Source organism: Janthinobacterium sp. KBS0711 (genome assembly GCF_000988085.1).
Classification (GTDB): Bacteria; Pseudomonadota; Gammaproteobacteria; order Burkholderiales; family Burkholderiaceae_D; genus Janthinobacterium; species Janthinobacterium lividum_E.
Window position 1 is genome coordinate 695,235 of sequence record NZ_LBCO01000033.1, and the last position, 19,116, is coordinate 714,350.

20 protein-coding genes and 1 pseudogene are annotated in these 19,116 nt (G+C 64.0%); 7 read left to right on the plus strand and 14 right to left on the minus strand.

Annotated features, from left to right (window positions below):
- Positions 1–65 precede the first annotated feature (65 nt).
- Positions 66–929 (minus strand): cysteine hydrolase, encoded by an 864-nt coding sequence (locus VM94_RS21720; protein WP_046685286.1) that lies wholly within the window; start codon positions 927–929, stop codon positions 66–68.
- A 72-nt stretch (positions 930–1,001) separates the two neighbouring features.
- On the opposite strand from VM94_RS21720, the gene VM94_RS21725 reads away from it, so the two are divergent.
- Positions 1,002–1,241, plus strand: coding sequence for a TIGR02450 family Trp-rich protein (locus VM94_RS21725; RefSeq protein WP_046685287.1), 240 nt, complete (start codon positions 1,002–1,004; stop codon positions 1,239–1,241).
- Here the strand turns inward: VM94_RS21725 and VM94_RS29205 are convergent.
- From VM94_RS29205 to VM94_RS21740, 3 genes are all read right to left on the minus strand, one after another.
- Positions 1,223–1,366, minus strand: a complete 144-nt coding sequence (locus VM94_RS29205; RefSeq protein WP_217916871.1) for a hypothetical protein — start codon at positions 1,364–1,366, stop codon at positions 1,223–1,225. The genes VM94_RS21725 and VM94_RS29205 overlap by 19 nt on opposite strands.
- A 360-nt stretch (positions 1,367–1,726) precedes the next feature.
- Positions 1,727–2,233: a nuclear transport factor 2 family protein gene (locus tag VM94_RS27430; RefSeq protein WP_160309314.1), complete on the minus strand. Its 507-nt coding sequence runs from the start codon at positions 2,231–2,233 to the stop codon at positions 1,727–1,729.
- Positions 2,234–2,374: 141 nt separating this feature from the next.
- A complete protein-coding gene (locus VM94_RS21740; protein WP_046685289.1) occupies positions 2,375–2,980 on the minus strand; it encodes an FMN-dependent NADH-azoreductase in 606 nt (201 codons plus the stop codon).
- 134 nt (positions 2,981–3,114) lie between these two features.
- Here VM94_RS21740 and VM94_RS21745 point away from each other — a divergent pair, with 134 nt between their 5' ends.
- Positions 3,115–4,029, plus strand: a complete 915-nt coding sequence (locus tag VM94_RS21745) for a LysR family transcriptional regulator (RefSeq protein WP_046685290.1) — start codon at positions 3,115–3,117, stop codon at positions 4,027–4,029.
- Positions 4,030–4,175: 146 nt separating this feature from the next.
- A complete protein-coding gene (locus VM94_RS21750; RefSeq protein ID WP_046685291.1) occupies positions 4,176–4,403 on the plus strand; it encodes a hypothetical protein in 228 nt (75 codons plus the stop codon).
- A gap of 3 nt (positions 4,404–4,406) precedes the next feature.
- On the opposite strand, the gene VM94_RS21755 is transcribed toward VM94_RS21750, so the two are convergent.
- The 6 genes from VM94_RS21755 to VM94_RS21780 all read right to left on the minus strand — a co-directional run bounded on the left by VM94_RS21755 (position 4,407) and on the right by VM94_RS21780 (position 9,400).
- On the minus strand, positions 4,407–4,718 hold the full coding sequence (locus tag VM94_RS21755) for a MerR family transcriptional regulator (RefSeq protein ID WP_046685292.1): 312 nt from the start codon (positions 4,716–4,718) through the stop codon (positions 4,407–4,409).
- 3 nt (positions 4,719–4,721) lie between these two features.
- Positions 4,722–5,642, minus strand: coding sequence for a DnaJ C-terminal domain-containing protein (locus VM94_RS21760; RefSeq protein WP_046685293.1), 921 nt, complete (start codon positions 5,640–5,642; stop codon positions 4,722–4,724).
- Positions 5,643–5,739: 97 nt separating this feature from the next.
- Positions 5,740–6,420 carry a beta/gamma crystallin-related protein gene (locus VM94_RS21765; protein ID WP_046685294.1) on the minus strand — a complete coding sequence of 227 codons (681 nt, stop codon included), beginning with the start codon at positions 6,418–6,420 and terminating at the stop codon, positions 5,740–5,742.
- A gap of 160 nt (positions 6,421–6,580) precedes the next feature.
- Positions 6,581–7,573, minus strand: coding sequence for a beta/gamma crystallin-related protein (locus tag VM94_RS27435; RefSeq protein WP_052755878.1), 993 nt, complete (start codon positions 7,571–7,573; stop codon positions 6,581–6,583).
- A gap of 102 nt (positions 7,574–7,675) precedes the next feature.
- Positions 7,676–8,545 carry a beta/gamma crystallin-related protein gene (locus tag VM94_RS27440; RefSeq protein WP_052755879.1) on the minus strand — a complete coding sequence of 290 codons (870 nt, stop codon included), beginning with the start codon at positions 8,543–8,545 and terminating at the stop codon, positions 7,676–7,678.
- A gap of 189 nt (positions 8,546–8,734) precedes the next feature.
- On the minus strand, positions 8,735–9,400 hold the full coding sequence (locus VM94_RS21780) for a beta/gamma crystallin-related protein (RefSeq protein WP_046685295.1): 666 nt from the start codon (positions 9,398–9,400) through the stop codon (positions 8,735–8,737).
- Positions 9,401–9,589: 189 nt separating this feature from the next.
- On the opposite strand from VM94_RS21780, the gene VM94_RS21785 reads away from it, so the two are divergent.
- The 3 genes from VM94_RS21785 to VM94_RS21795 all read left to right on the plus strand — a co-directional run bounded on the left by VM94_RS21785 (position 9,590) and on the right by VM94_RS21795 (position 14,240).
- Positions 9,590–10,984, plus strand: coding sequence for an MATE family efflux transporter (locus tag VM94_RS21785; RefSeq protein WP_046685296.1), 1,395 nt, complete (start codon positions 9,590–9,592; stop codon positions 10,982–10,984).
- Between the two features lie 17 nt (positions 10,985–11,001).
- Positions 11,002–11,841 carry a PhzF family phenazine biosynthesis protein gene (locus VM94_RS21790; protein ID WP_046685297.1) on the plus strand — a complete coding sequence of 280 codons (840 nt, stop codon included), beginning with the start codon at positions 11,002–11,004 and terminating at the stop codon, positions 11,839–11,841.
- 191 nt (positions 11,842–12,032) lie between these two features.
- Entirely contained in the window at positions 12,033–14,240 is a 2,208-nt protein-coding gene (locus VM94_RS21795; RefSeq protein WP_046685298.1) for a S9 family peptidase, read from the plus strand.
- A 69-nt stretch (positions 14,241–14,309) separates the two neighbouring features.
- On the opposite strand, the gene VM94_RS21800 is transcribed toward VM94_RS21795, so the two are convergent.
- The 3 genes from VM94_RS21800 to VM94_RS21810 form a co-directional block, all read right to left on the minus strand.
- Complete coding sequence (locus tag VM94_RS21800) at positions 14,310–14,495, minus strand: CsbD family protein (protein WP_034759763.1); 186 nt, start codon at positions 14,493–14,495, stop codon at positions 14,310–14,312.
- A gap of 175 nt (positions 14,496–14,670) precedes the next feature.
- Positions 14,671–15,315: a class I SAM-dependent methyltransferase gene (locus VM94_RS21805; RefSeq protein ID WP_046685617.1), complete on the minus strand. Its 645-nt coding sequence runs from the start codon at positions 15,313–15,315 to the stop codon at positions 14,671–14,673.
- 70 nt (positions 15,316–15,385) lie between these two features.
- A complete protein-coding gene (locus VM94_RS21810; RefSeq protein WP_235432983.1) occupies positions 15,386–17,470 on the minus strand; it encodes a M13 family metallopeptidase in 2,085 nt (694 codons plus the stop codon).
- A gap of 289 nt (positions 17,471–17,759) precedes the next feature.
- Between VM94_RS21810 and VM94_RS21815 the strand changes: the two genes are divergently transcribed.
- Positions 17,760–18,011, plus strand: coding sequence for a flagellar protein FliT (locus VM94_RS21815; RefSeq protein WP_313902965.1), 252 nt, complete (start codon positions 17,760–17,762; stop codon positions 18,009–18,011).
- Positions 18,012–18,406: 395 nt separating this feature from the next.
- Here the strand turns inward: VM94_RS21815 and VM94_RS21820 are convergent.
- A pseudogene (locus VM94_RS21820) lies at positions 18,407–19,116 on the minus strand (hypothetical protein); the annotation flags it as partial.

Below are 19,116 nucleotides of genomic sequence, written 5' to 3' on the forward strand. Positions count from 1 at the left end.
ACTTCCTGAAGCCAGAATAGTACGCCACTGCAAGCATTTCAGCAGAGTCCGCTTGCAGGACAGTCTCAATCGCCTGCGTTGACCAGCAACTCGGGCAAGACGTCGGCCGACGTGGCCAGCCGCGCGCCGCGCTCGTGCATGGCTGCAAGGAAGTCGCGCTGCTGCGCTTCAAAGCCCGTGACGGGACTCATGCAGTCCGTCAGCAGGACCAGCCGCGACAGGGCCTGCTTGCCTTGCTGCCCTTCCAGGTAATCGGCGATGTGCTCGGTGCTGGCTTTCACGCAATGGCTGCCCGCTTCGCCGGTGACGTAAATCTGCTGTGCCGGCAGCAAGGTGGCGAGGAAATCCAGGTTGAGCTGGGTGGCCGCATCCTGCGCATCGGGCACTTCCGCCATGACGGCCGAGTAATGTTCGGTCCACGGATTGGAACCCTTGCTCAGTTTGGCCACCACTTGCAGGTGATCCACTTCCCAGGCGTTGTAGGCGGCGCGCACGGCCGCGTGGATATTCTGGCCCCAGCTGCCGATCTCGCAGTGCACGGGCCACACCATCAATTGATAGCGCCCCGCTTGCTCCAGCGCGTCGAGGTAGGCCAGCGCGCGCGGCAAGGCGCCGCTGGCGGCGGGCAGGAACAATCGGTCGCGCACTTGCCGGGCGCTGATCTGCGTAAATGGCGCGACCGGGCCGCCGTCGCCCGTACGCCAGAAGGCGGGGTGGGCGATGTCGTAGCGGTGGTGGGCGTCGAGCGTCACGCTGATCTGCGTCAAGCCGTTGCCCCCTTCGCGTATCAGCTGGGCCACGCGCAGCATGTCGGCGTGGGCGCCGGGCACGGCCAGGGCCGGTGCGGCACCTGGCGGCAGCCATTCGGCGGGCAAGTCGCAAAAATCGTTTTGCGGGTCGATGACAAGCAGGTGCAGCTGGCGTTTCATGGCGGTCCTCGTGCGTGGCGGTAACTTGCATGATAATGGCAAGATCGCCATCACGCCAATCCGGGGCCTACCATGCACCTTCCACATCGCAATAACTTGCGTCCAAACAAATTACTCAACAGCAAATGGACGGCGGTGACACCGGCCAACAAGGAAAAGCATTTTCTTGTCATCAAGGTGTGCGCCGCGGCCACGCCGGATGAACCCGTCACGCACGTGGAACTGGAAGCCGTGCATTCCGGCCGCGTGCAAATCCTGCCCTGGCGCGCGCTGCAGGACGCGGCGCAGTGGCATCAGGGGTGGAAGACGTAACGGCGCTGGCGCCGCTCGACCAGCTGCAATGCCACCTCGGCCGCCTCGCTGACGGCTTCAGCTTCCGTGGCGAACGGATGGTCGGCCAGCACGCGGTGCTTTTTGACGATATTGTTCCTGTGCATGGGGTTGCTCGATGGGGTGTACAGGGACACATAAGCGCCCCACAGTTTGCAACCGCGCAAGGGTTCCGCCGTGTAATTTATTTCATACGTATCAACGTACTTTATCGGCACGATGTTTGCTCCAAAAATGACATCCCCGGGCAGCCTGTCTCAACGGCCCTGCCCGGCGTAGGGTTGGAATACATGCAATCGCGCTTGCTCAGGATACTGACTCACTTATCTGCTTTTTATTACGCGGCACAGGGAAAAACTTGAACACCTGCCTGGTTTCCAGGCATGGCGGCACGCCCACTGAAAGTATAGACGATGCGAAAAAATTATGAGAAGGCAACTCTGTACTGAACGCCGTTGGCGCCTGCCTTATTTCGCCGCCTCGGCTGCGGCATGCATGGACCAGACGACGCTGAGGATTCTCCATTGACCGTCGCGCTTGACCATCTGCCACGCTTCGACGCCATAGTTCGACAGTTTGTCGCCGACGAGAAATTCGTAGTCGAAGTTGACCCACGCCACATGGCGGTCCTGGGTGATCTTGACGTTGTAGAATTTTTCTTCCGTGCGCAGGGGTTCGCGCTTGATGTAGTTGGCGAAACCGACGTAGCCGGCCGCCGCGACGCCGTCGAAGTGGACGTCCGTCGTGTCGCGCATTTTCTGGATGAAAGCGTCATCGGCCGGCGAGGCGAACAGGATGTTCGTGTGCAGCATCAGCGACGACAGCAGCTTGACATCCTTGGCGATCAGCGCCGCCTGGAAGTCGGCGACGACTTTTTCAATGGCGCGGATATCCTCGGGCGTGGAGGCGTGGCGGCCCACGTGGGACGGCGCCGGGGGCACAGTCTGCGCCGGCGCAATACCTGCTGAAAACAAGGAACATCCGAACAATACTGCACTGGCCAACTTGTGCATAAGGGACTTTCATGGCGAACGGCTCGCCGGGCTGGCACGGGGCGTGCCGCCGGCAAGCTTATGCCAAGCATGCCAGCTTGGCAATCCCTCGAAAGGCGTATATCAGGCAGCCAGGGCCTCGATCGACGCGCGACCCTTGGCGATCGCGCTGGTGACGGCGTCCTCGCCCATGGCCACGCCTTCGGCTTGCACGAACTCGATGTCGGTGATACCGATAAAGCCCAGCGCCGTGCGCAGATAGGTGCTCAGGTAGTCATACGCGGCGCCCGGGCCTTCGCTGTAGACGCCGCCGCTGGCCGTGAAAATAACGGCTTTCTTGCCCTTGGCCAGGCCAACGGGGCCATTGGCCGTGTACTGGAAGGTGCGGCCCGCGCGCGCCACGTGGTCGATCCACGCCTTCAGGGTCGAAGGCACTGAAAAGTTGTACATGGGCGCGGCCAGCACCAGCACGTCGGCGGCCAGCAATTCATCGACCAGGGTATCGGACAATTGCACGGCCGCGGCCGCCTGCGCGCTGCGCTGCTCGGCTGGCGTGAAGAACGCGCCCATGACTTCTTCCGTCAGGTGCGGCACCGGTTGCGCCGCCAGGTCGCGCACGACAATGGCATCGCCTTGCGCGGCCAGTTTGGCGACGAATTCGCCCGACAACTGGCGCGACAGGGAACCGCTGTTGCGCACGCTGCTATTGATGTGTAGTACGTTTGCCATGATGCACTCCTTCAAGAACGATAGATGGGGGTGCGGCGTTTGCTGCACTTGCACACATCATAGTTCGGGTCTACTATCGATGAAACCGTGTAAAAATAAATGGTTAGCATCGAATTTTTAGATATGGAGTTGTCATGAGAGAACCGGGCCAGCCTTCGCTCGACCAGTTGCGCGTCTTTGTCGCCGTCATCGACGCGGGCGGCTTCGCCCACGCGGCGCGCCAGCTGCACCGCACGCAATCGGTGATCAGCTACACCATCGCCAACCTGGAAGAACAACTGAACGTCGTGCTGCTCGACCGCGGCAAGCGCAAGCCCACCCTGACGGACGCGGGCAAGGCCCTACTGGCCGACGCGCGCGCCGTGGCCCTGAAGGTCGACGGCATGCGCGCGCGGGCCAAGGCGCTGGCCGGCGGGCTGGAAGCGGAAGTGTCGGTGGTGGTCGACGTGATGTTTCCCACCTGCGTGCTGGTGCGCGTGCTCGAAGCGTTCCAGGCGCAGTTCCCCACCGTCGCCCTGCGCCTGCGCATCGAGGCGATGGGCGCCGTGGCGCAGCTGGTGATGGATGGCAGCTGCCACATCGGCCTCGGTGGCTGGATGACCTCCACTGCCAGCGTCTTCGAGCGCTTGGCCGTCGGCCACGTGCGCCTGATTCCCGTGGCCGCCCCCAGCCACGCGCTGGCGCAGCTGGCCGGGCCGATTGCCTCCAACGTGGCGCGCGAACACGTGCAGCTGGTGCTCAGCGACCGCAGCGTGCTGACGCAGGGCCAGGATTTCGGCGTGCTGGGATTGCGCAACTGGCGCCTGGGCGACCTCGGCTCCAAGCACGCGCTGCTGCGCGCGGGCCTGGGCTGGGGCAACATGCCCGAAGCGATGGTGCGCGAGGACCTGGCCGAAGGCCGTTTGGTGCACCTGCCGCTGGCCGTCGACAATGGCGAGAATTACCCGATTTATTTGATCCAGCGCGCCGACACGCCGCCGGGCCAGGCGGGCAAGTGGCTCACTGAACGTTTTGCGGAGCAGTTGCCGTTGCTGGTGCAGGGGTTTTAGATGCGCGCGGGGACAGGTATCATGCCTCAGCAAACCCCAAACAAGTGCTGGGGTCAGTCCCTGCGGGATCGCAACCCGTCCCATTGGGACTGGTTGCCCCGACGGGTCGCCCCCCGAATTCAGACACAACCTTGAAGAGACTCACCATGGCCGGCATCGACGACTTCGTCAACAAACAAAAACCTGGCGCGCGTTTCGTCATCACGGCGCAGATGCTGCGCATGACGCCGCAGCAGTTCGACTCGCTGGCGCAGGAATGGATGGAAGACGGCGGCCCCGGCTTCGACGTGGCCGGCATACCGCACCGTGTCGTCGTCGACGGGCAGTTTTATATCGGCAGGATCACCGTGCAGCGGCACGGCGATCCTGACTAAGGCCTACTCGACGCCCAGCACGTGCAGGCGGCGGCGCAGGCGCGCCACTTCTTCCGACAGGTCGACCACCAGCGCGGCCAGTTCGGCGTTCGCGTCGAACACGGATTCGATTTCATGCAGGCGGCGCGCACGCACCAGGTCCAGGCTCGTGAAACGCCAGGCCGTCAGCTGGCCCGCCGGCGGGCCATTTTGCAGCAGCACGCCCGTCTGCACGTGCTGCACCACCCAGTCCGGCTCCACGGCGCAGGCGCGCGCCAGTTCTTCCAGGCTCAGGGCACGATCTTCGAGCAACTCGCCAATTACCTTGTTTGTCATGATTTACCCTCCCAGCTTCTGGCGTGGATTGAAAGCCATCTCGCGCGCCATGGTTGCATACAGTTCGCGCGCCTTGTCGTCGTTCGCCGGCGGCAGCACCACTTCCAGCAGCAGATACAGGTCGCCCGGCTGGGCGGCGGGAATGCCGCGTCCCTTCAGACGCAGCTTGCGTCCCGTCTGCGAATTGGGCGGCACGGTGACGGTCACCGTGCCCGATGGCGTGGGCACGTCGATGTCGCCGCCCAGCGCCGCTTCCCATGGCGTGACGGGCACCGTCTCGAACACGTCGCGCCCTTCCACCTTGTAGCGCGCGTCGGGCCGGAAGCGGATTTCCAGGTATAAATCGCCGGCGGGCGCGCCGCCACTGCCGGGATTGCCCTGCCCCTTCATGCGCAGCTGCTGGCCTTCCGTGACGCCTTTCGGTATCGTTACTTCCAGGGTGCGCTCGCGCGTCACCACGTGGCCTTGCGCATCCGCTTCGGGCACGCGCATGACGATGTGGCGCTTGGCGCCCTGGTAGCTGTCCTGCAAATCGATGGTGATGGCGGCGTGGCTGTCCTCGCCCTGCATCTGGAAGGTGCTGTTGGTGCGGCGGCGCCCGCCCACGTGGGCGAACAGGTCGGCAAAGAAATCGCTGTCGTCGACGCCCGACGATTCGTAGCCGGAACCCCAGTCCGGCGGTGGCCTGAACGGCTGGCCCTGCGCGCCCTGGTTACGGCCCAGTTCATCGTAGGCGGCGCGCTTTTCCGCGTCGCCCAGCACGCCGTAGGCTTCGTTGAGAGCCTTGGTGCGCTTGTCGGCGTCCGGCTCCTTGCTCACGTCGGGATGGTATTTGCGCACCAGCTTGCGGTACGCCTTCTTGATATCGGCCTCGGACGCCGTCTTCTCGACGCCAAGCTCCTTGTAGTAGTCCTTGTATTCCACCGTGCCTGCTCCCCATGGTTGAAGTGCCTATGGGAAGAGTACACGAATTGGTCAAAGAACAGCGTGCGCACAATACGGCGCCCGCCCTGCGGCACGATCAGCGCACGCGGCGCACCGAAGAAATGCGGCGGTCGAGGCCACCGTGCAAACGGCCGTAGCTGCCGGGTCCCATCACCACGCAGCGGCCGCGAAAATTGGCGTCGACGCAGAATTCCCAGCGGCCGTAATTGACGACGACCGATTCGGCGCGGTCATTGAAGCCATGGCGGCTCAAGTCGTGCACTTCGCGGTCCAGGCGCACGGGGCGGCCGCGCATGCCGGCGTCGGGGAACAGCAGCACGGCGCCATTCGCGTCGGGACGGTGGCCGCCGCCGTGGCCGGGATAACCGGGATAGGGGCGCTCCGGCTCCGGACGCGGTGGGCGCGGGGGATAGGGACGGTGGTCGCCGCCGCCATGGCCCGGGCGGCCCACTTCGCGCACGGAGGAAACGGCGTCGTTCATGCCCGGCATGCTGCCGTAGCGACCAGGTCCGAGGGTACGGCAGTTGCCCCGGTAATTGGCGTCCTTGCACACTTCCCAGGTGCCCGAGCGCACGATGATGCTCGAGGTCTTGTCGTTAAAGCCCATGCGCGACAGGTCGCCCGTGTCGGAACGCAGGGTGACGGGACGGCCGCGGAAACCGGCGTCCTCGAACAGGGTGATTTCGCCTGCGGATGCGGCAAGGGGGGCGAGGAAGGTGGCGGCGCACAACAGCGCGGGCCGGAAAGATCGAACCATGACAACTCCAATACTGATGACATTTTCGCCAGTGTAGACCAGGCGGCAGGCGGCGAGTGTAACAAAGGGCAAGCAAATGTCAGCGCACGGCAGCGAATGTAAAAACCGCCTGGCGGGATCAACCCGGCAGGCGGCCTGTCAACACTGAGTCAGGAAGGAATCAGCGTACGCGGCGCAGCGAGGAAATCTGGTTTTCCATGGCGTTCAGGCGGCCGTATTCGCCCGGCCCGATCACTTCGCAGCGGCCATGGAAGTTCGAATCGCTGCACACTTCCCACTGGCCCTCGTTGACGACGATGGACGAGGCGCGGTCGTTGAAGTTATAGCGCACCAGGTCTTCCGCATTGCGGTCCAGCGCCAGCGGTTCGCCGCGCATGCCCGCTTCGGGGAACAGCAGCACGGCGCCCCGCTGCTGGTACTGCGGCTGCTGGTATTGCGGATATTGCGGCTGGTCGTATTGCGGCCGCTGGTACTGGTTATCGTACTGCTGCTGGCGGCGCGCTTCGCGCTCGTCGACCATGCGCGCCGACGAGACGCGCCCATCGAGGCCGCGTCCCAGGTCATCGTGGCGGCCAGGGCCGAAGATGCGGCACACGCCGTTGTAGTTCGAATCGCTGCACAGCTGCCAGTAGCCGTTATAGACGACGATGCTGCTGGTGCGGTCGTTGAAACCGATATTGACGAAATCGTCCGTGTCGCGGTTCAGGCGCGCCGAGCCGCCATTCTGGCCCGCGCCCGAATACACTTCCAGGGTGCCGCCACGGCCATAGCCGCCATGACCCCGGTCGGGATCGCGCCCAGGGCGTCCCGGATTGTTGCCATCGCCGCGGCCCGACTCGCGCACCGAACTGATGGCGTCGTTCATTCCGGGCATCGAACGGTATTCGCCTGGCCCCAGGGTGCGGCAATTGCCGCGAAAACCGGCATCGGTACACACATCCCACGTGCCCGAGCGCACCAGGATGCTCGACACCTTGTCGTTGAAGCCCATGCGCGACAGATCATCCGTCGTCTCGCGCAGGTTCACTGCGCGGCCACGCAGATCAACGTCTTCGAACAAGGTGATATCGCCCGCATGGGCGGCCGCATGGGCCCCCAGCGAGAGCAGCAAGGTGGCCGCGCATGCCAGCGTGTGTTTGAAAGGGCCCGTCATGATTAACTCCATTCTTCATTCTTTGGTGATGATTTGCCTGGCTATTGTGCCAGGATGCTAGTGTAACAAATACAAGGCCACGGGACAGGCCCGATCAAGCGTTCAGTACAGGCGGCGCAGCGAGGAAATGCGCTTGTCGAGCGCCGTGTTCAACACTTCATACTTGCCCGGCCCCATGCGCTCGCAGGTGCCGTTGAACTGCGAATTCGTGCACACTTCCCAGGTGCCTTCGTTGATGGCGATGGATTCGGCCTGGTCGTTGAAGTTCAGGAGCACCAGGTCGCTGACGTCGCGGTTCACCTGCAGCCCTCGCCCCTTCAGGAACGCGCGGCCATACAGCACCACCAGACCCTCGTCATTTTGCGGACGGTTCTCCTCGCGTGGATCGACCAGGCGCGCCGACGACACACGCCCATTCAGGCTGCCCAGGTCATCGTGGCTGCCAGGCCCGAACACGCGGCAGCTGCCATGGTAGTTGGAATCGCTGCACAGTTGCCAGTAGCCGTACTCGACGCGCGCGCTGCTGGCGCGGTCGTTGAAGCTGATGTCGACCAGGTCGTCGCGGTCCGCATTCACGCCGGCCGACGCGCCGCGCTGGCCGCGGTCGGCGAACAGCTCCAGCGCCGCGCGGCGGCCACCGCTGCCGCTGCCCTGCCCGCTGCCGATTTCGCGCACGGATGAAATTTTATCGTTCATGCCCGGCATGGAGCGGTAGTCGCCCCGTTCCAGTGTCTTGCAATCGCCCTTGAAATCGCCATGCGTGCACACTTCCCAGCTGCCCGAATCGACCTGGATGCTCGAGACGGTATCATTGAAATTGACGCGCGACAGGTCGTCCGTCGTATCGCGCAAGACGACGACGCGCCCCTTGAAATTGTCATCGGTGTACAGGCGGATCTCGCCGGCCTGCGCCGCGAGGTGGACAAACAGCGAACTGGCGCACAGCAAGGCAAAAGTCAGCGGGCGATTCATGGGAAGGTCTCCGGTGGCGGCAAAGGCAAGTGATCTACATGACAACTGATGCCAGTGTAGCCATCCGCAGAAAAAACGGTGTAACAAAGTATGGAAAAAGCACAATAAATTGTTACCAAAAGCAATAACAGGCTCCTGCGGAGCCCGTTATTGCCACTTGACGTACTAGCCGCCTCGTGTCAGCCCACTTCAGCGCACTTCGCGTACCGACGAGATGCGGTTGCTCATGCGCTCCAGGCTCGCATATTCGCCCGGTTGCAAGGTGCGGCAGCGGCCACGGAAGCCCACGTCCTCGCACACTTCCCAATAGCCGGAGCGCACGCGCACGCTTTGCACCGTGTCGTTGAAGTCGCGCTCGCGCAAGTCGGCTGAAGCGTTGCGCACGCTCAAGCTGCGGCCGGCGAAATCGTCGCGCGTGTAGAAGGTCAGTTCGCCGCCCAGCGAGCGCCCTGGCAAATGGCCGTGCTCCCGGTCACGTTCCCAGCGGCCGTCCCGGTCTCGCCCACGGTCACGATCGCGGCCCGGATGACCATCCCAGCCGCCGCGTACTTCGCGCAGCGACGTGATTTTGTTGGCATGGCCATCGAGCGACGGGTACTCTCCCGTCGAGAGCAGGAAGCAATCGCCGCGGAAATCGGCTTCCTCGCACGCTTCCCAGCGGCCCGAGCGCACGCGGATGCTTTGCGTCGTGTCGTTAAAATTGACGTCTTCCAGGTCGGCGACCGTATCGCGTACGGTCTGCGAGCGGCCGTGATAATCGTCGCGCGAATACAGGGTCAGTTCGCCGGCGCCGGCCAGTTCAGCCGTCATGGCGGCGCCCAGCAACAGGGCGCAGTTCAAGGCTTTCTTCAACATGGTCTTACTCCATAGTCAGGGTACTGCGGTTGACTATTTGGTCATTTTGCCAAATAGAGCGCGCAGTCTATCCGCGACTGGCCCACTTAGCTGTAACAAATGATTACCGTGCCCTAGCGCCTTGGGCGCCACGGCGGACAAGCACGGCGAATGCCGGTAGAATCTTGTGTTTAGTCAAGCTTGCCGCCCATGCCACACACTACCTCGTTCACCCTGCCCGCCATCCGCACTGAAGTCTCGTCGCTGTGGAAGCTGGCCTGGCCCATCCTGATCGGCCAGCTGGCCACCGTCGGCATGGGCGCGGCCGACGTGGCGATGACGGGCCACACGAACCCCGAGGAACTGGCGGCCGTGTCGCTGGGCGCGGCCATCTGGTCCATCGTGCTCGTCACCGTGAGCGGCATCATGATGGCGATCAATACCCTGGTGGCGCATGAAATCGGCGCCGCGCGCCACGACAAGGTGCCGCACATCGTGCGCCAGTCGCTGTGGAAGGCGCTGCTCGTGGGCCTGGTGGCCTGCCTGCTGACGAACATGGCGGCGCTGGTGTTCGACCACCTGATGCTCGAACCGGCCGTGGCATCGAAGGCCAAGCTGTTCGTGCACATCATCAGCTGCGCGCTGCCGCCGTTCGCCGCCTACCGCGCGCTGTATGGCTACAGCACCAGCATCAACCAGACCAAGCCCGTGATGGTCATCGCGCTGGCGGCGCTGGGCCTCAACATCCTCGTCAACTACCTGCTGATCTACGGCCACTGGGGCATGCCGAAGCTGGGCGGCGTGGGCTGCGCCGTGGCCACCACCTGCTGCGTGTGGATGATGCTGTTGGCCATGCTGGCCTGGATCCGGATCGCGCCCGCCTACCGCGCCACGTATCCGTTCACGCACTGGGAATGGCCGCAGCTGTCGTCCATCGGTCCCATGCTGCGCCTGGGCCTGCCCATCGGCGTCACCTACTTTGCCGAAGTAAGCGCCTTTGGCGTCATCAGCCTGCTGGTGGCCCGCTTCGGCGTGATCCAGGTGTCGGCGCACCAGATCGCCCTGAATTTCTCGTCCGTCGTCTTCATGGTGCCGCTCACGTTCGGCATCGCGCTCGTCACGCGCGTGGGTCACGCCGTGGGCGAAGCCAATTTGCGCAAGGCGCGCTTCATTTCGTGGGTGGGCGTGGCCATGTCGCTGACGGCGGCCATCGTCTCGGCCGCCGTCATCACCATCTTCCGTCACCAGATCGCGCAAGCCTACACGTCCGATCCGCAGGTGAAGGCGCTGTGCGCGCAGCTGCTGCTGTTTGCCGCCCTGTTCCAGCTGTCCGACGCGACGCAGGTGGCGACGTCCTGCGCCATCCGCGGCTACAAGGTGACGCGCCAGCCGATGCTGATACAGCTGCTGGCCTTCTGGGGCTTCTCGCTGCCGATCGGCTATGTGCTGGGCCTCGCGCCGGCTGGCTTCATCTGGTCGCCGGCCGAGCCGATGGCCGCCGCCGGTTTCTGGATCGGCCTCGTCACGGGTTTGACGGTGGCCGCCGTGCTGCTGACCTGGTATCTGAACCGGCTGTCGCTGCAGCGCCTGCGCGCGGTGCCATAACTTTCAAGGAATTCGCCATGCCGCAGCCGCGCCCCTTCAGGCAGGTCGATGTCTTCAGCAAGGTGCCCTTCATGGGCAATCCGCTGGCCGTGGTGCTCGACGCCGACGGTCTCGATGACGCGCAGATGCAGGCGATTGCGCGCTGGACGGGTTTGTCGGAAACCACCTTCGTGCTGGCGCCGCGCGACCTGGCAGCCGACTACCGCGTGCGGATCTTTTCGCCCGAGATGGAATTCCCGTTCGCCGGCCACCCGACCCTGGGCACGGCGCACGCCCTGCTCGATGCGGGCATGCAGCCGAAAGGCGCGCGCATCGTGCAGGAATGCGGCGTCGGCCTGATTCAAATTGAACGGCAGGCGGGCGGCGTGCTGGCGTTCCAGGCGCCGCCGTGCAGCAAGCGCGCGCTCGACCCGGCGCTGCTGCCGCTGCTGCAAACCACACTGGCCGGCGCTCCGGCTCCTGCCGGCACCGTCGTCGAGATGGGCATACGCTGGCTGTGCGTACCGCTGGCAAGCGCCGCCGCCTGCCTGGCCGTGCGCGCCGACATCGCCGCGCTGACGGCCATGCTGGCCGCAGCCAGAGCGGACGGCCTGGCGCTGTATGGCCCGCACGCCGCAGGCGGGCCAGCCGATTACGAAGTGCGCGCGCTGCTCAGCGAGCATGGCGCGCTGGTGGAAGACCCCGTCACGGGCAGCGCCAACGCCTGCATCGCGCAGCTGCTGGCGGGCGGCGACTACACTGTCCGCCAGGGCACCTGCCTGCAGCGCGACGGCCGCGTGTCCATCAGCTTCCGCGATGGCCACGCCTGGATAGGCGGCGCGTGCCTGACCGTCATCGCAGGGTCGATATTAGCCTGAACAGTGTAAAGCGCCATGGAATGAGTGGCGCTTGGATATTTTTCACGAAGGAAATACGGCCGGCACGCCCATATTCCGTGGCCGGGACTATCGCATAAAGAGGCACGCTCTGGTATCGTCTTACGCTTAGGCAACGCTCAAGTTCGCCTATGCATGCAGTGCCCTTCATTCTTCCAACTACCGAGACATCCATGCGTTTTATTCTTTGTTTTCTGGCCGCGATGGCCAGCGTTCCCGCATCGGCTGAAAAGCTGACCCTGGAACGCATCCACGCCGATCCGGCGCTGGCCGGCCCCGGCGTGCGCAACCTGAAGGTCTCGCCCGATGGCGAGCGCGTCACGTTCCTGCGCGGCCGCGCCGACAACCAGTTCCAGCTCGACCTGTGGGAATTCAAGCTGAAGGACAAGAGCACGCACCGCCTGGTCGACTCGAAGGCGCTGGTGCCGAATGAAACGATTTCGCCCGAAGAGCAGGCGCGCCGCGAACGCGAGCGCACGGCCAGCCTGAACGGCATTCTCAGCTACAGCTGGTCGCCCGATGGCAAGCAGCTGCTGGTGCCGCTGGCCGGCAATCTGTACCTGGTCGACGCGGCCCACCCGGACAAGGCGCGCCTGGTCGCCAAGGGCAATGTGCTCGACCCGAAAATCTCGCCGAAAGGCCGCTACGTCTCGTTCGTACGCGACCAGAACATCTATGTGATCGACCTGAAGTCGGGCCAGGAACGCCAGTTGACGACCGATGGCAAGGGCGCCACCCACAATGGCGAAGCCGAATTCGTGGCGCAGGAAGAAATGGGCCAGCGCACCGGCTACTACTGGGCCCCGGACGATTCCGCCATCGCCTACAAGCGCTATGACGAAGCACCGGTGCCCGTCGTGCGCCGCTTTGAAATCTTCGCCGACCGCACCGACGTCGTCGAGCAGCGCTATCCTGCCGCCGGCGACCCGAACGTGCTGGTGCAGCTGCTGATCGTTTCACCGGAAACGGGCGTGCAGCGCCAGGTGGACCTGGGCACGAACCCGGACATCTACCTGGTGCGCGCCGACTGGAGCGCGGACAGCAAGTCCCTTGTGTACCAGCGCCAGTCGCGCGACCAGAAAACCCTCGACCTGGTGGCCGTCGATGCCGGTACTTTGGCGCAGCGCACCTTGCTGACGGAAACGTCTAAGACCTGGGTCAGCATCCATGACGACCTGCGCTTCCTGTCGAACGGCACCTTCCTGTGGTCGTCCGAGCGCACGGGCCGCAACCACCTGTATTTGTACGACATGAGCGGCAAGCTGCTGCACCCGGTCACTTCCGGCGAATGGGGCATCGACAGCGTGCTGGCCGTGAACCAGAAGACGGGTAAAGTATTTGTCGCGTCGAACCGCGATGCCGTGATCGACAAGCAGACCTACGCCCTGGCGCTGGACGGCAGCACGGCCGACAAGCCGCAGCGCGTGACGAAAGCCGATGGCTGGCACGACACGACGTTCTCGCGCAATGGCGAAGTCTTCGTCGACACGTATTCCGACCCGGCCACGCCGCCGCAAGTGAGCATCCGCCGCCCTGACGGCGCCATGGTGGGCTGGCTGGAAGAAAATGCGCTGAACGCCAGCCACCCGTATTTCAAGTACAAGGCGGACCACCTGCCGACGGAATATGGCACCTTGAAGGCCAACGATGGCCAGACCTTGCATTACTCGCTGGTGAAACCGTCGAACTTCGACGCGGGCAAACGCTATCCCGTCTACCTGTCGACGTATGGCGGCCCGCACTCGCAGCACGTGGCTCGCCGCTGGGGCAACAACTTCGACCAGTACATGGCGCAGCAGGGCTTTGTCGTCTTCCGCCTCGATAACCGCGGCTCGTCGCGCCGCGAGCGCGCGTTCACGGACGCCATCTACCACAACCTGGGCGCGGCCGAAGTGGCCGATCAACTGGTGGGCATCGACTGGCTGGGCAAGCAAAGCTTCGTCGATGCCAAACGCATCGGCGTATTCGGCTGGAGCTACGGCGGTTTCATGACCCTGCGCCTGCTGTCGGCAGCATCCGACAAGATCGCCATGGGCGTCTCGGTGGCGCCCGTCACCGACTGGTCGCTGTACGACACCCACTACACGGAACAATTCCTCGGCATGCCAAAGGAAAACGTGGACGGCTACAAGGCCAGCACCGTGTTCGCCCACCTCGACGGCTTGAAGTCGCCGCTGCTGCTTGTGCACGGCATGGCCGACGACAACGTCTTGTTCAGCAACAGCACGCGCTTGATCGACGCGCTGGTGAACCGCGGCGTGCAGTTCGACCTGATGACGTACCCGGGCGCCAAGCACGGCATCTCGTCGCGCGCAGGCCAGCGCCACGTGTACAAGAAAATCGAGATGTTCTTCAAGCAGAATCTGGGCGTAGCGAAGTAAAGCGCGCCCGCAAATGAAAACCGCCGCCTGTCTCGCGACAGGCGGCGGTTTTTTTATGCGTGCGTCAGATTACGGCTTGCGCGTGACGGTTTCCACCGCGTCTTTCACATCGCCAACCTTCTTCTGCACTTTGCCTTCGACCTGGTTTGCCAGGCCCTTGGCTTGCTGTTCTTCGCTGCCGACGACCTTGCCAGCGGCCTCCTGGATTTTACCGCCGACTTCCTTCAGTTTACCTTCGACTTGATCTTTGTTCATGATAAATCCTCACTGTAGTTGGTACATCTGTTGTCCTGCCCCGAAGGGCCGGTACTGCGGCTCACACGCTGTTGCAAACTGCTTGCTGCGTGTCGATGTGTCCATACTACGCTTGAGGTTGCAAAAACTATGTACGGTCCCTAACACATGCCAAAAATCAGCTAATTACGCGAAATCAGTCCGCTTTGCGCCATACCGTCGCCAGCCACGGCTGCTGCTCGCGCGGCAAGCCGGGGGGACGGTAGTATTGCTCGACCAGGGTAAAACCGGCCGCCTGCACGTACGCGGCCCACGTCGCTTCGTCGTGGTAGCTGCCGTAGCGCGCGCCGTTCCAGCCCTCCTGGTTCTGCCCGCGCGGATTCGAACTGAACAGCACGCCGCCCTCCTTCAGGCACGCGCACAAAGCGCGCAGCACGCCGGGCAGAACAGCGCTGGGCACGTGGAACAGCACGGCATTCGCGAATACGCCGTCGAAGTGCCCGGCAGGCAAATCGAGGTCGACGAAATCCTGCTGCCACACGGTGCAGCCGCTGTAGGCGCGCGCCATCTCGACGAAGCGGGGGCAGCCATCGACACCGGTGGCGTGGTGGCCCATGGCCGTGAACGCCTTCAGATCGCGGCCCGGGCCGCAACCGAGGTCGAGAATCGCCAAAGGCGCCGGCTTGCCGATGGCGTTCAGCAACGCGCTGATGTTCTGGCTGACGTCGTGGTCGCGCGTGCCTTCGAAAAACTGCTCGGCGCTGGCGTCGTAATGGGCCAGGGTGCGCCCGGTGATGGCGTGGATGGGGTCTTGCTGATCTTGCGGTGGGGTCGGATTCATGGCGGTCCTGTCGATATGTTCCGCCATTTTACGGTGCCGGCGCGCTGCGTGCCGGCACCGTCACCATTTGCTACCAGACGCGCACGCGCTGTTCCGGCGCCAGGTACAGCTGCTGCCCCGGCTTGACGTCGAAGGCCGGGTACCAGGCGTCGAGGTTGCGCACGGTGGCGGCGCGGTATTGCGCCGGCGCATGGCCATCCGTGAGGATTTGCTGGCGCGCCGCCGCTTCGCGCGCCTTGCTGCGCCAGCTGACGCCGTAACCGGTGAAGAAATCGCGGTCCACACCCGGCTGCGCCGGCTTGCCCTGCTGCGACAGGGTGAACGCGTCATGCGCGGCCGCCACGCCGGCCAGGTCGGCCAGGTTTTCGCTCAAGGTCAGCTGGCCATTCACGGTCAGGTCGGGGAACGGCTTGTAGGCCGCGAACTGCGCCACCAGTTGCTTCGAGGCAGCCTGGAAATGCGCCAGGTCCGCTGGCGTCCACCAGTCGCGCAACTTGCCCTGGGCGTCGAACTGCGCGCCCTGGTCGTCGAAACTGTGGCTGATCTCGTGGCCGATGGTGGCGCCGATGCCGCCATAGTTGGCCGCGTCGGACGCTGTCGGATCGAAGAACGGCGGCTGCAGGATGGCGGCCGGGAAGTTCAGCGCATTTTGCAGCGGCAGGTTGACGGCGTTGACCAGCTGCGCCGGCATGGCCCAGGCCTTGCGGTCGGGCGACTGGCCCAGCTTGGCCAGCTCCTGCTGGTAGTGAAACTGTTCCGCCCGCTGCACATTGCCCAGCGCATCGCCGCGCACGACGCGCAAGCCCGCATAATTTTCCCAGCGTTCTGGATAGCCGACGCCCACGTACAAGGTCTTGAGTTTTTCCTGCGCTTGCGCCTTGGTGGCGGGCGCCATCCAGTCCAGCTTGTCGATGCGGCGCGAGAAGGCGGCGACGATATTCGTCACCATGTCTTGCACGCGGGCTTTCGACTCAGCCGGGAAATAGCGGTCCACGTACAGCTTGCCGACGGCGTCGCTCAGGGCCGCATTCGTCGCGGCCAGCGCGCGCTTGCTGCGCGGCGACTGCTGCGGCGTGCCGCTCAGGGCGCTGCCATAGAAGGCAAAACGCTGGTCGGCGGCCGCCTTCGGCAAGGTGGTGCTGAAATGGTTGATCGCGTGGAAAGCCAGGAAATCCTTCCACGTGGCCAACGGCACGCTACCCACCAGCGCCGCGCTGCCCGTCATGGCCGTCGGGTGCCAGACGATGAAATCCCCCTGCTTGCCCAGGCCGGCCGCCTGGAAGAAGACTTTCCAGTCCAGCCCAGGCGCCTTGCTGGCGAAGTCGGCGGCGCGCCACGCGTTATTGCCCTTGGCGACATCGGCCGAATCCTCGCGGCTGGCATGGCTGGTGGCAATTTGCTGCTCCAGCGCAAACACGCGCGCGGCGCGGGCCGGCGCATCGCTGTAGCCGGCCTGCTTGAGCATGGCGGCGATATGCGCCTGGTATCCCGCGCGCAAGCCCTGCATGCGGGCGCTGTCGCTCTGGTAGAAGGCGCGGTCGGGCAAGCCCAGTCCGCCCTGCAGCAGATAGGCCACATTGCGCGTGGTGTCGTTCAAGTCTTGCGCCACCCACAGGCCGAACAGGTTTTCCGTATAAAAATTGGTGGCGTTGAGCGGGTCGACATCGGCGCGCAGGCTCTCGCCCAGCGCGCGGGCCAGTCCTGCCTGGTCGCGTATGCCATCGATCTTCTTCAATAGCGGCTTGATCGGCGCCCAGCCTTTCGCTTCGATAGCCGATTCATCCATCCAGGAACGGTAAAAATCGCTGACCTGGCGCGCCGAGGCATCGGCCTGCGGCGCCGCCGCCAGGCCTTCGACGAGAGCGATGATGCGCTCGTTGGTGGCGTTGGCGAGGATGGCGAACGAGCCCCAGCTGCTGCGGTCGGCGGGAATTTCCGTGTTGCGCAGCCAGTCGCCATTCACGTAATCATAGAAATCGTCGCCGGGCAAGACAGCCGTGGGCGCCGCCATCGCGGCGGCGGGACTGGCGGCCGCCTCCTGGCCATGCGCGTGGACGGCGCCCCCGGCCAGCGCGATGCCGGACAGGGCCAGCACCATGGCGCGCTTGCGCCAGGGACCGTGGAAAGAGGAAGCGGCAGCAGTGACAACGCGCATGGTGATCCTTTCAGGCAAAGTAACGACAGTAGTGTGCAAAATCATAACGCGTTTTGAGGCGCCGCAACACACTCCCCTGTCACTACGACGCCAGCAGGCATGCGGCTTGGCAGGCGATTCCGGCAGCAGCCAAGCAATCATCTAAATTATTTTCACTTTTTTTTCAAAAACACCCTCAAGTTCCCCTAGGACCTGCCGTTAATCTGGACAAGCGGTAATCCATTCACTAGTTACGGGTGTGCTCATGACCTCCAACGACGTTCTTTCGATGTATGAAAATATTGCAGGAATGACCAACAAAATGGTCGTGGCCGCACGTTCGAGCGACTGGGATGGCTTGGATACCCTGGAAAACCAGTGCGCCAGCGCCGCCAGCGCGACCGTGACGGGCAAGGTGCCTGCCCTGGCCGGCGCCTCGCGCCTGCGCAAGATCGACTTGCTCAAGCAAATCCTGGCCAACGACCGCGAAATCCGCGCCATCACGGAACCATGGATGACGCAACTGCCGAACGCCATGCAGGGTTCGCGCGCCCGCATGTAAGAAAGCTTGCAGCACCGGAAACGACAAAAGCACCCGCGGGTGCTTTTTTTACGTCTGCCGCCATGCCTGGAGCAAGGAGGCGGGAATGTGGAAGGCGAGCCCCAGGTATCTCCTGGCGTCGCCTCGCTGCCGGTTGCATCCGGCGTTCGCGAGCACATCGTCGGCATCGCGAACCGCTTCCAGACCCAGGCGTTTATGCAACGCTACACCTGGTTTGCCGCGCCACACTATCGTTGGTGACTGCGCCAGGCTGGGGCTGTTTTGTCGTAGAGCAAGTCCACTGAATTAATCATAGCACCATCTTTGAGAAATAGGCAACGCGATTGGCCAGTGTTTCCATGTATTTTTTCAATATCTTTTTTTATATCAAATTGTAGTGCAGCCTTGCAGCACAATTATCGCGAGAACGGCTCCGGCTCCGGTTCGCTCGCCCCCTCGTCCACCGCCTCCGTCAGTACGGGCACATCCTTTTTCTTGCGGCCGAATGGCTTGCGCAGCAAGACCCAGTATTTCGACGGCGCGCCAGGCCCCGTCGCCTGCTTGCGTTTGCGCACGATATACACGATGACCGCCGTCAACAGCAGGAAGAGCAAGGTGCCGATACCGAGCCACAGCAGGCCGTTCCCGCCCGCCTTCTTGTCCTTGTCAGCGGCTGGCGCCGCGTGCAATGGCTTGGGCTTGGCATGGGGCGTCTGCGCCTCGGCGGGCGCGGCGACTGGCGCAACGGCAACTGTGGCGGGCAGCGCCAGCGCCTTTTGCAAGGCGCCGAGCTTGCCTTCCAATTCACCGAGCTTTGCATTCAGGGCCGTGTTTTTCTCATCCAGCGCCATGCACGCTTGCGCCTGCTCCATATCGGCTTGCGGCGCGCAAGCGGCCACGGGCGCCGTGGCGCGGCGCGGCGGACGCAACACGGGAGCCATCTGAGTGGGCGCGGCGGGCGGCGGCACGAACACACGCGGCGGGCGCACGAGGCCCTCGGCGCGCGCGCGGGCCGCGAGTGCGGCGGCGTCGGGCGACGGCGCCAAGGGGGCAGGACGCGGTAACGGCAACGACGTTGGCATGGCCGCCGTAACGGCAGGCCGGACTGGCGCACTGACGGGGGCGG

Bases quoted from the DNA above. Each gene is read 5' to 3' on its own strand.
- VM94_RS21720 (WP_046685286.1), bottom strand. From the start codon at position 929: ATGAAACGCCAGCTGCACCTGCTTGTCATCGACCCGCAAAACGATTTT.
- VM94_RS21725 (WP_046685287.1), top strand. From the start codon at position 1,002: ATGCACCTTCCACATCGCAATAACTTGCGTCCAAACAAATTACTCAAC.
- VM94_RS29205 (WP_217916871.1), bottom strand. From the start codon at position 1,366: ATGCACAGGAACAATATCGTCAAAAAGCACCGCGTGCTGGCCGACCAT.
- VM94_RS21740 (WP_046685289.1), bottom strand. From the start codon at position 2,980: ATGGCAAACGTACTACACATCAATAGCAGCGTGCGCAACAGCGGTTCC.
- VM94_RS21745 (WP_046685290.1), top strand. From the start codon at position 3,115: ATGAGAGAACCGGGCCAGCCTTCGCTCGACCAGTTGCGCGTCTTTGTC.
- VM94_RS21750 (WP_046685291.1), top strand. From the start codon at position 4,176: ATGGCCGGCATCGACGACTTCGTCAACAAACAAAAACCTGGCGCGCGT.
- VM94_RS21755 (WP_046685292.1), bottom strand. From the start codon at position 4,718: ATGACAAACAAGGTAATTGGCGAGTTGCTCGAAGATCGTGCCCTGAGC.
- VM94_RS21765 (WP_046685294.1), bottom strand. From the start codon at position 6,420: ATGGTTCGATCTTTCCGGCCCGCGCTGTTGTGCGCCGCCACCTTCCTC.
- VM94_RS27435 (WP_052755878.1), bottom strand. From the start codon at position 7,573: ATGACGGGCCCTTTCAAACACACGCTGGCATGCGCGGCCACCTTGCTG.
- VM94_RS27440 (WP_052755879.1), bottom strand. From the start codon at position 8,545: ATGAATCGCCCGCTGACTTTTGCCTTGCTGTGCGCCAGTTCGCTGTTT.
- VM94_RS21780 (WP_046685295.1), bottom strand. From the start codon at position 9,400: ATGTTGAAGAAAGCCTTGAACTGCGCCCTGTTGCTGGGCGCCGCCATG.
- VM94_RS21785 (WP_046685296.1), top strand. From the start codon at position 9,590: ATGCCACACACTACCTCGTTCACCCTGCCCGCCATCCGCACTGAAGTC.
- VM94_RS21790 (WP_046685297.1), top strand. From the start codon at position 11,002: ATGCCGCAGCCGCGCCCCTTCAGGCAGGTCGATGTCTTCAGCAAGGTG.
- VM94_RS21795 (WP_046685298.1), top strand. From the start codon at position 12,033: ATGCGTTTTATTCTTTGTTTTCTGGCCGCGATGGCCAGCGTTCCCGCA.
- VM94_RS21800 (WP_034759763.1), bottom strand. From the start codon at position 14,495: ATGAACAAAGATCAAGTCGAAGGTAAACTGAAGGAAGTCGGCGGTAAA.
- VM94_RS21805 (WP_046685617.1), bottom strand. From the start codon at position 15,315: ATGAATCCGACCCCACCGCAAGATCAGCAAGACCCCATCCACGCCATC.
- VM94_RS21810 (WP_235432983.1), bottom strand. From the start codon at position 17,470: ATGCGCGTTGTCACTGCTGCCGCTTCCTCTTTCCACGGTCCCTGGCGC.
- VM94_RS21815 (WP_313902965.1), top strand. From the start codon at position 17,760: ATGACCAACAAAATGGTCGTGGCCGCACGTTCGAGCGACTGGGATGGC.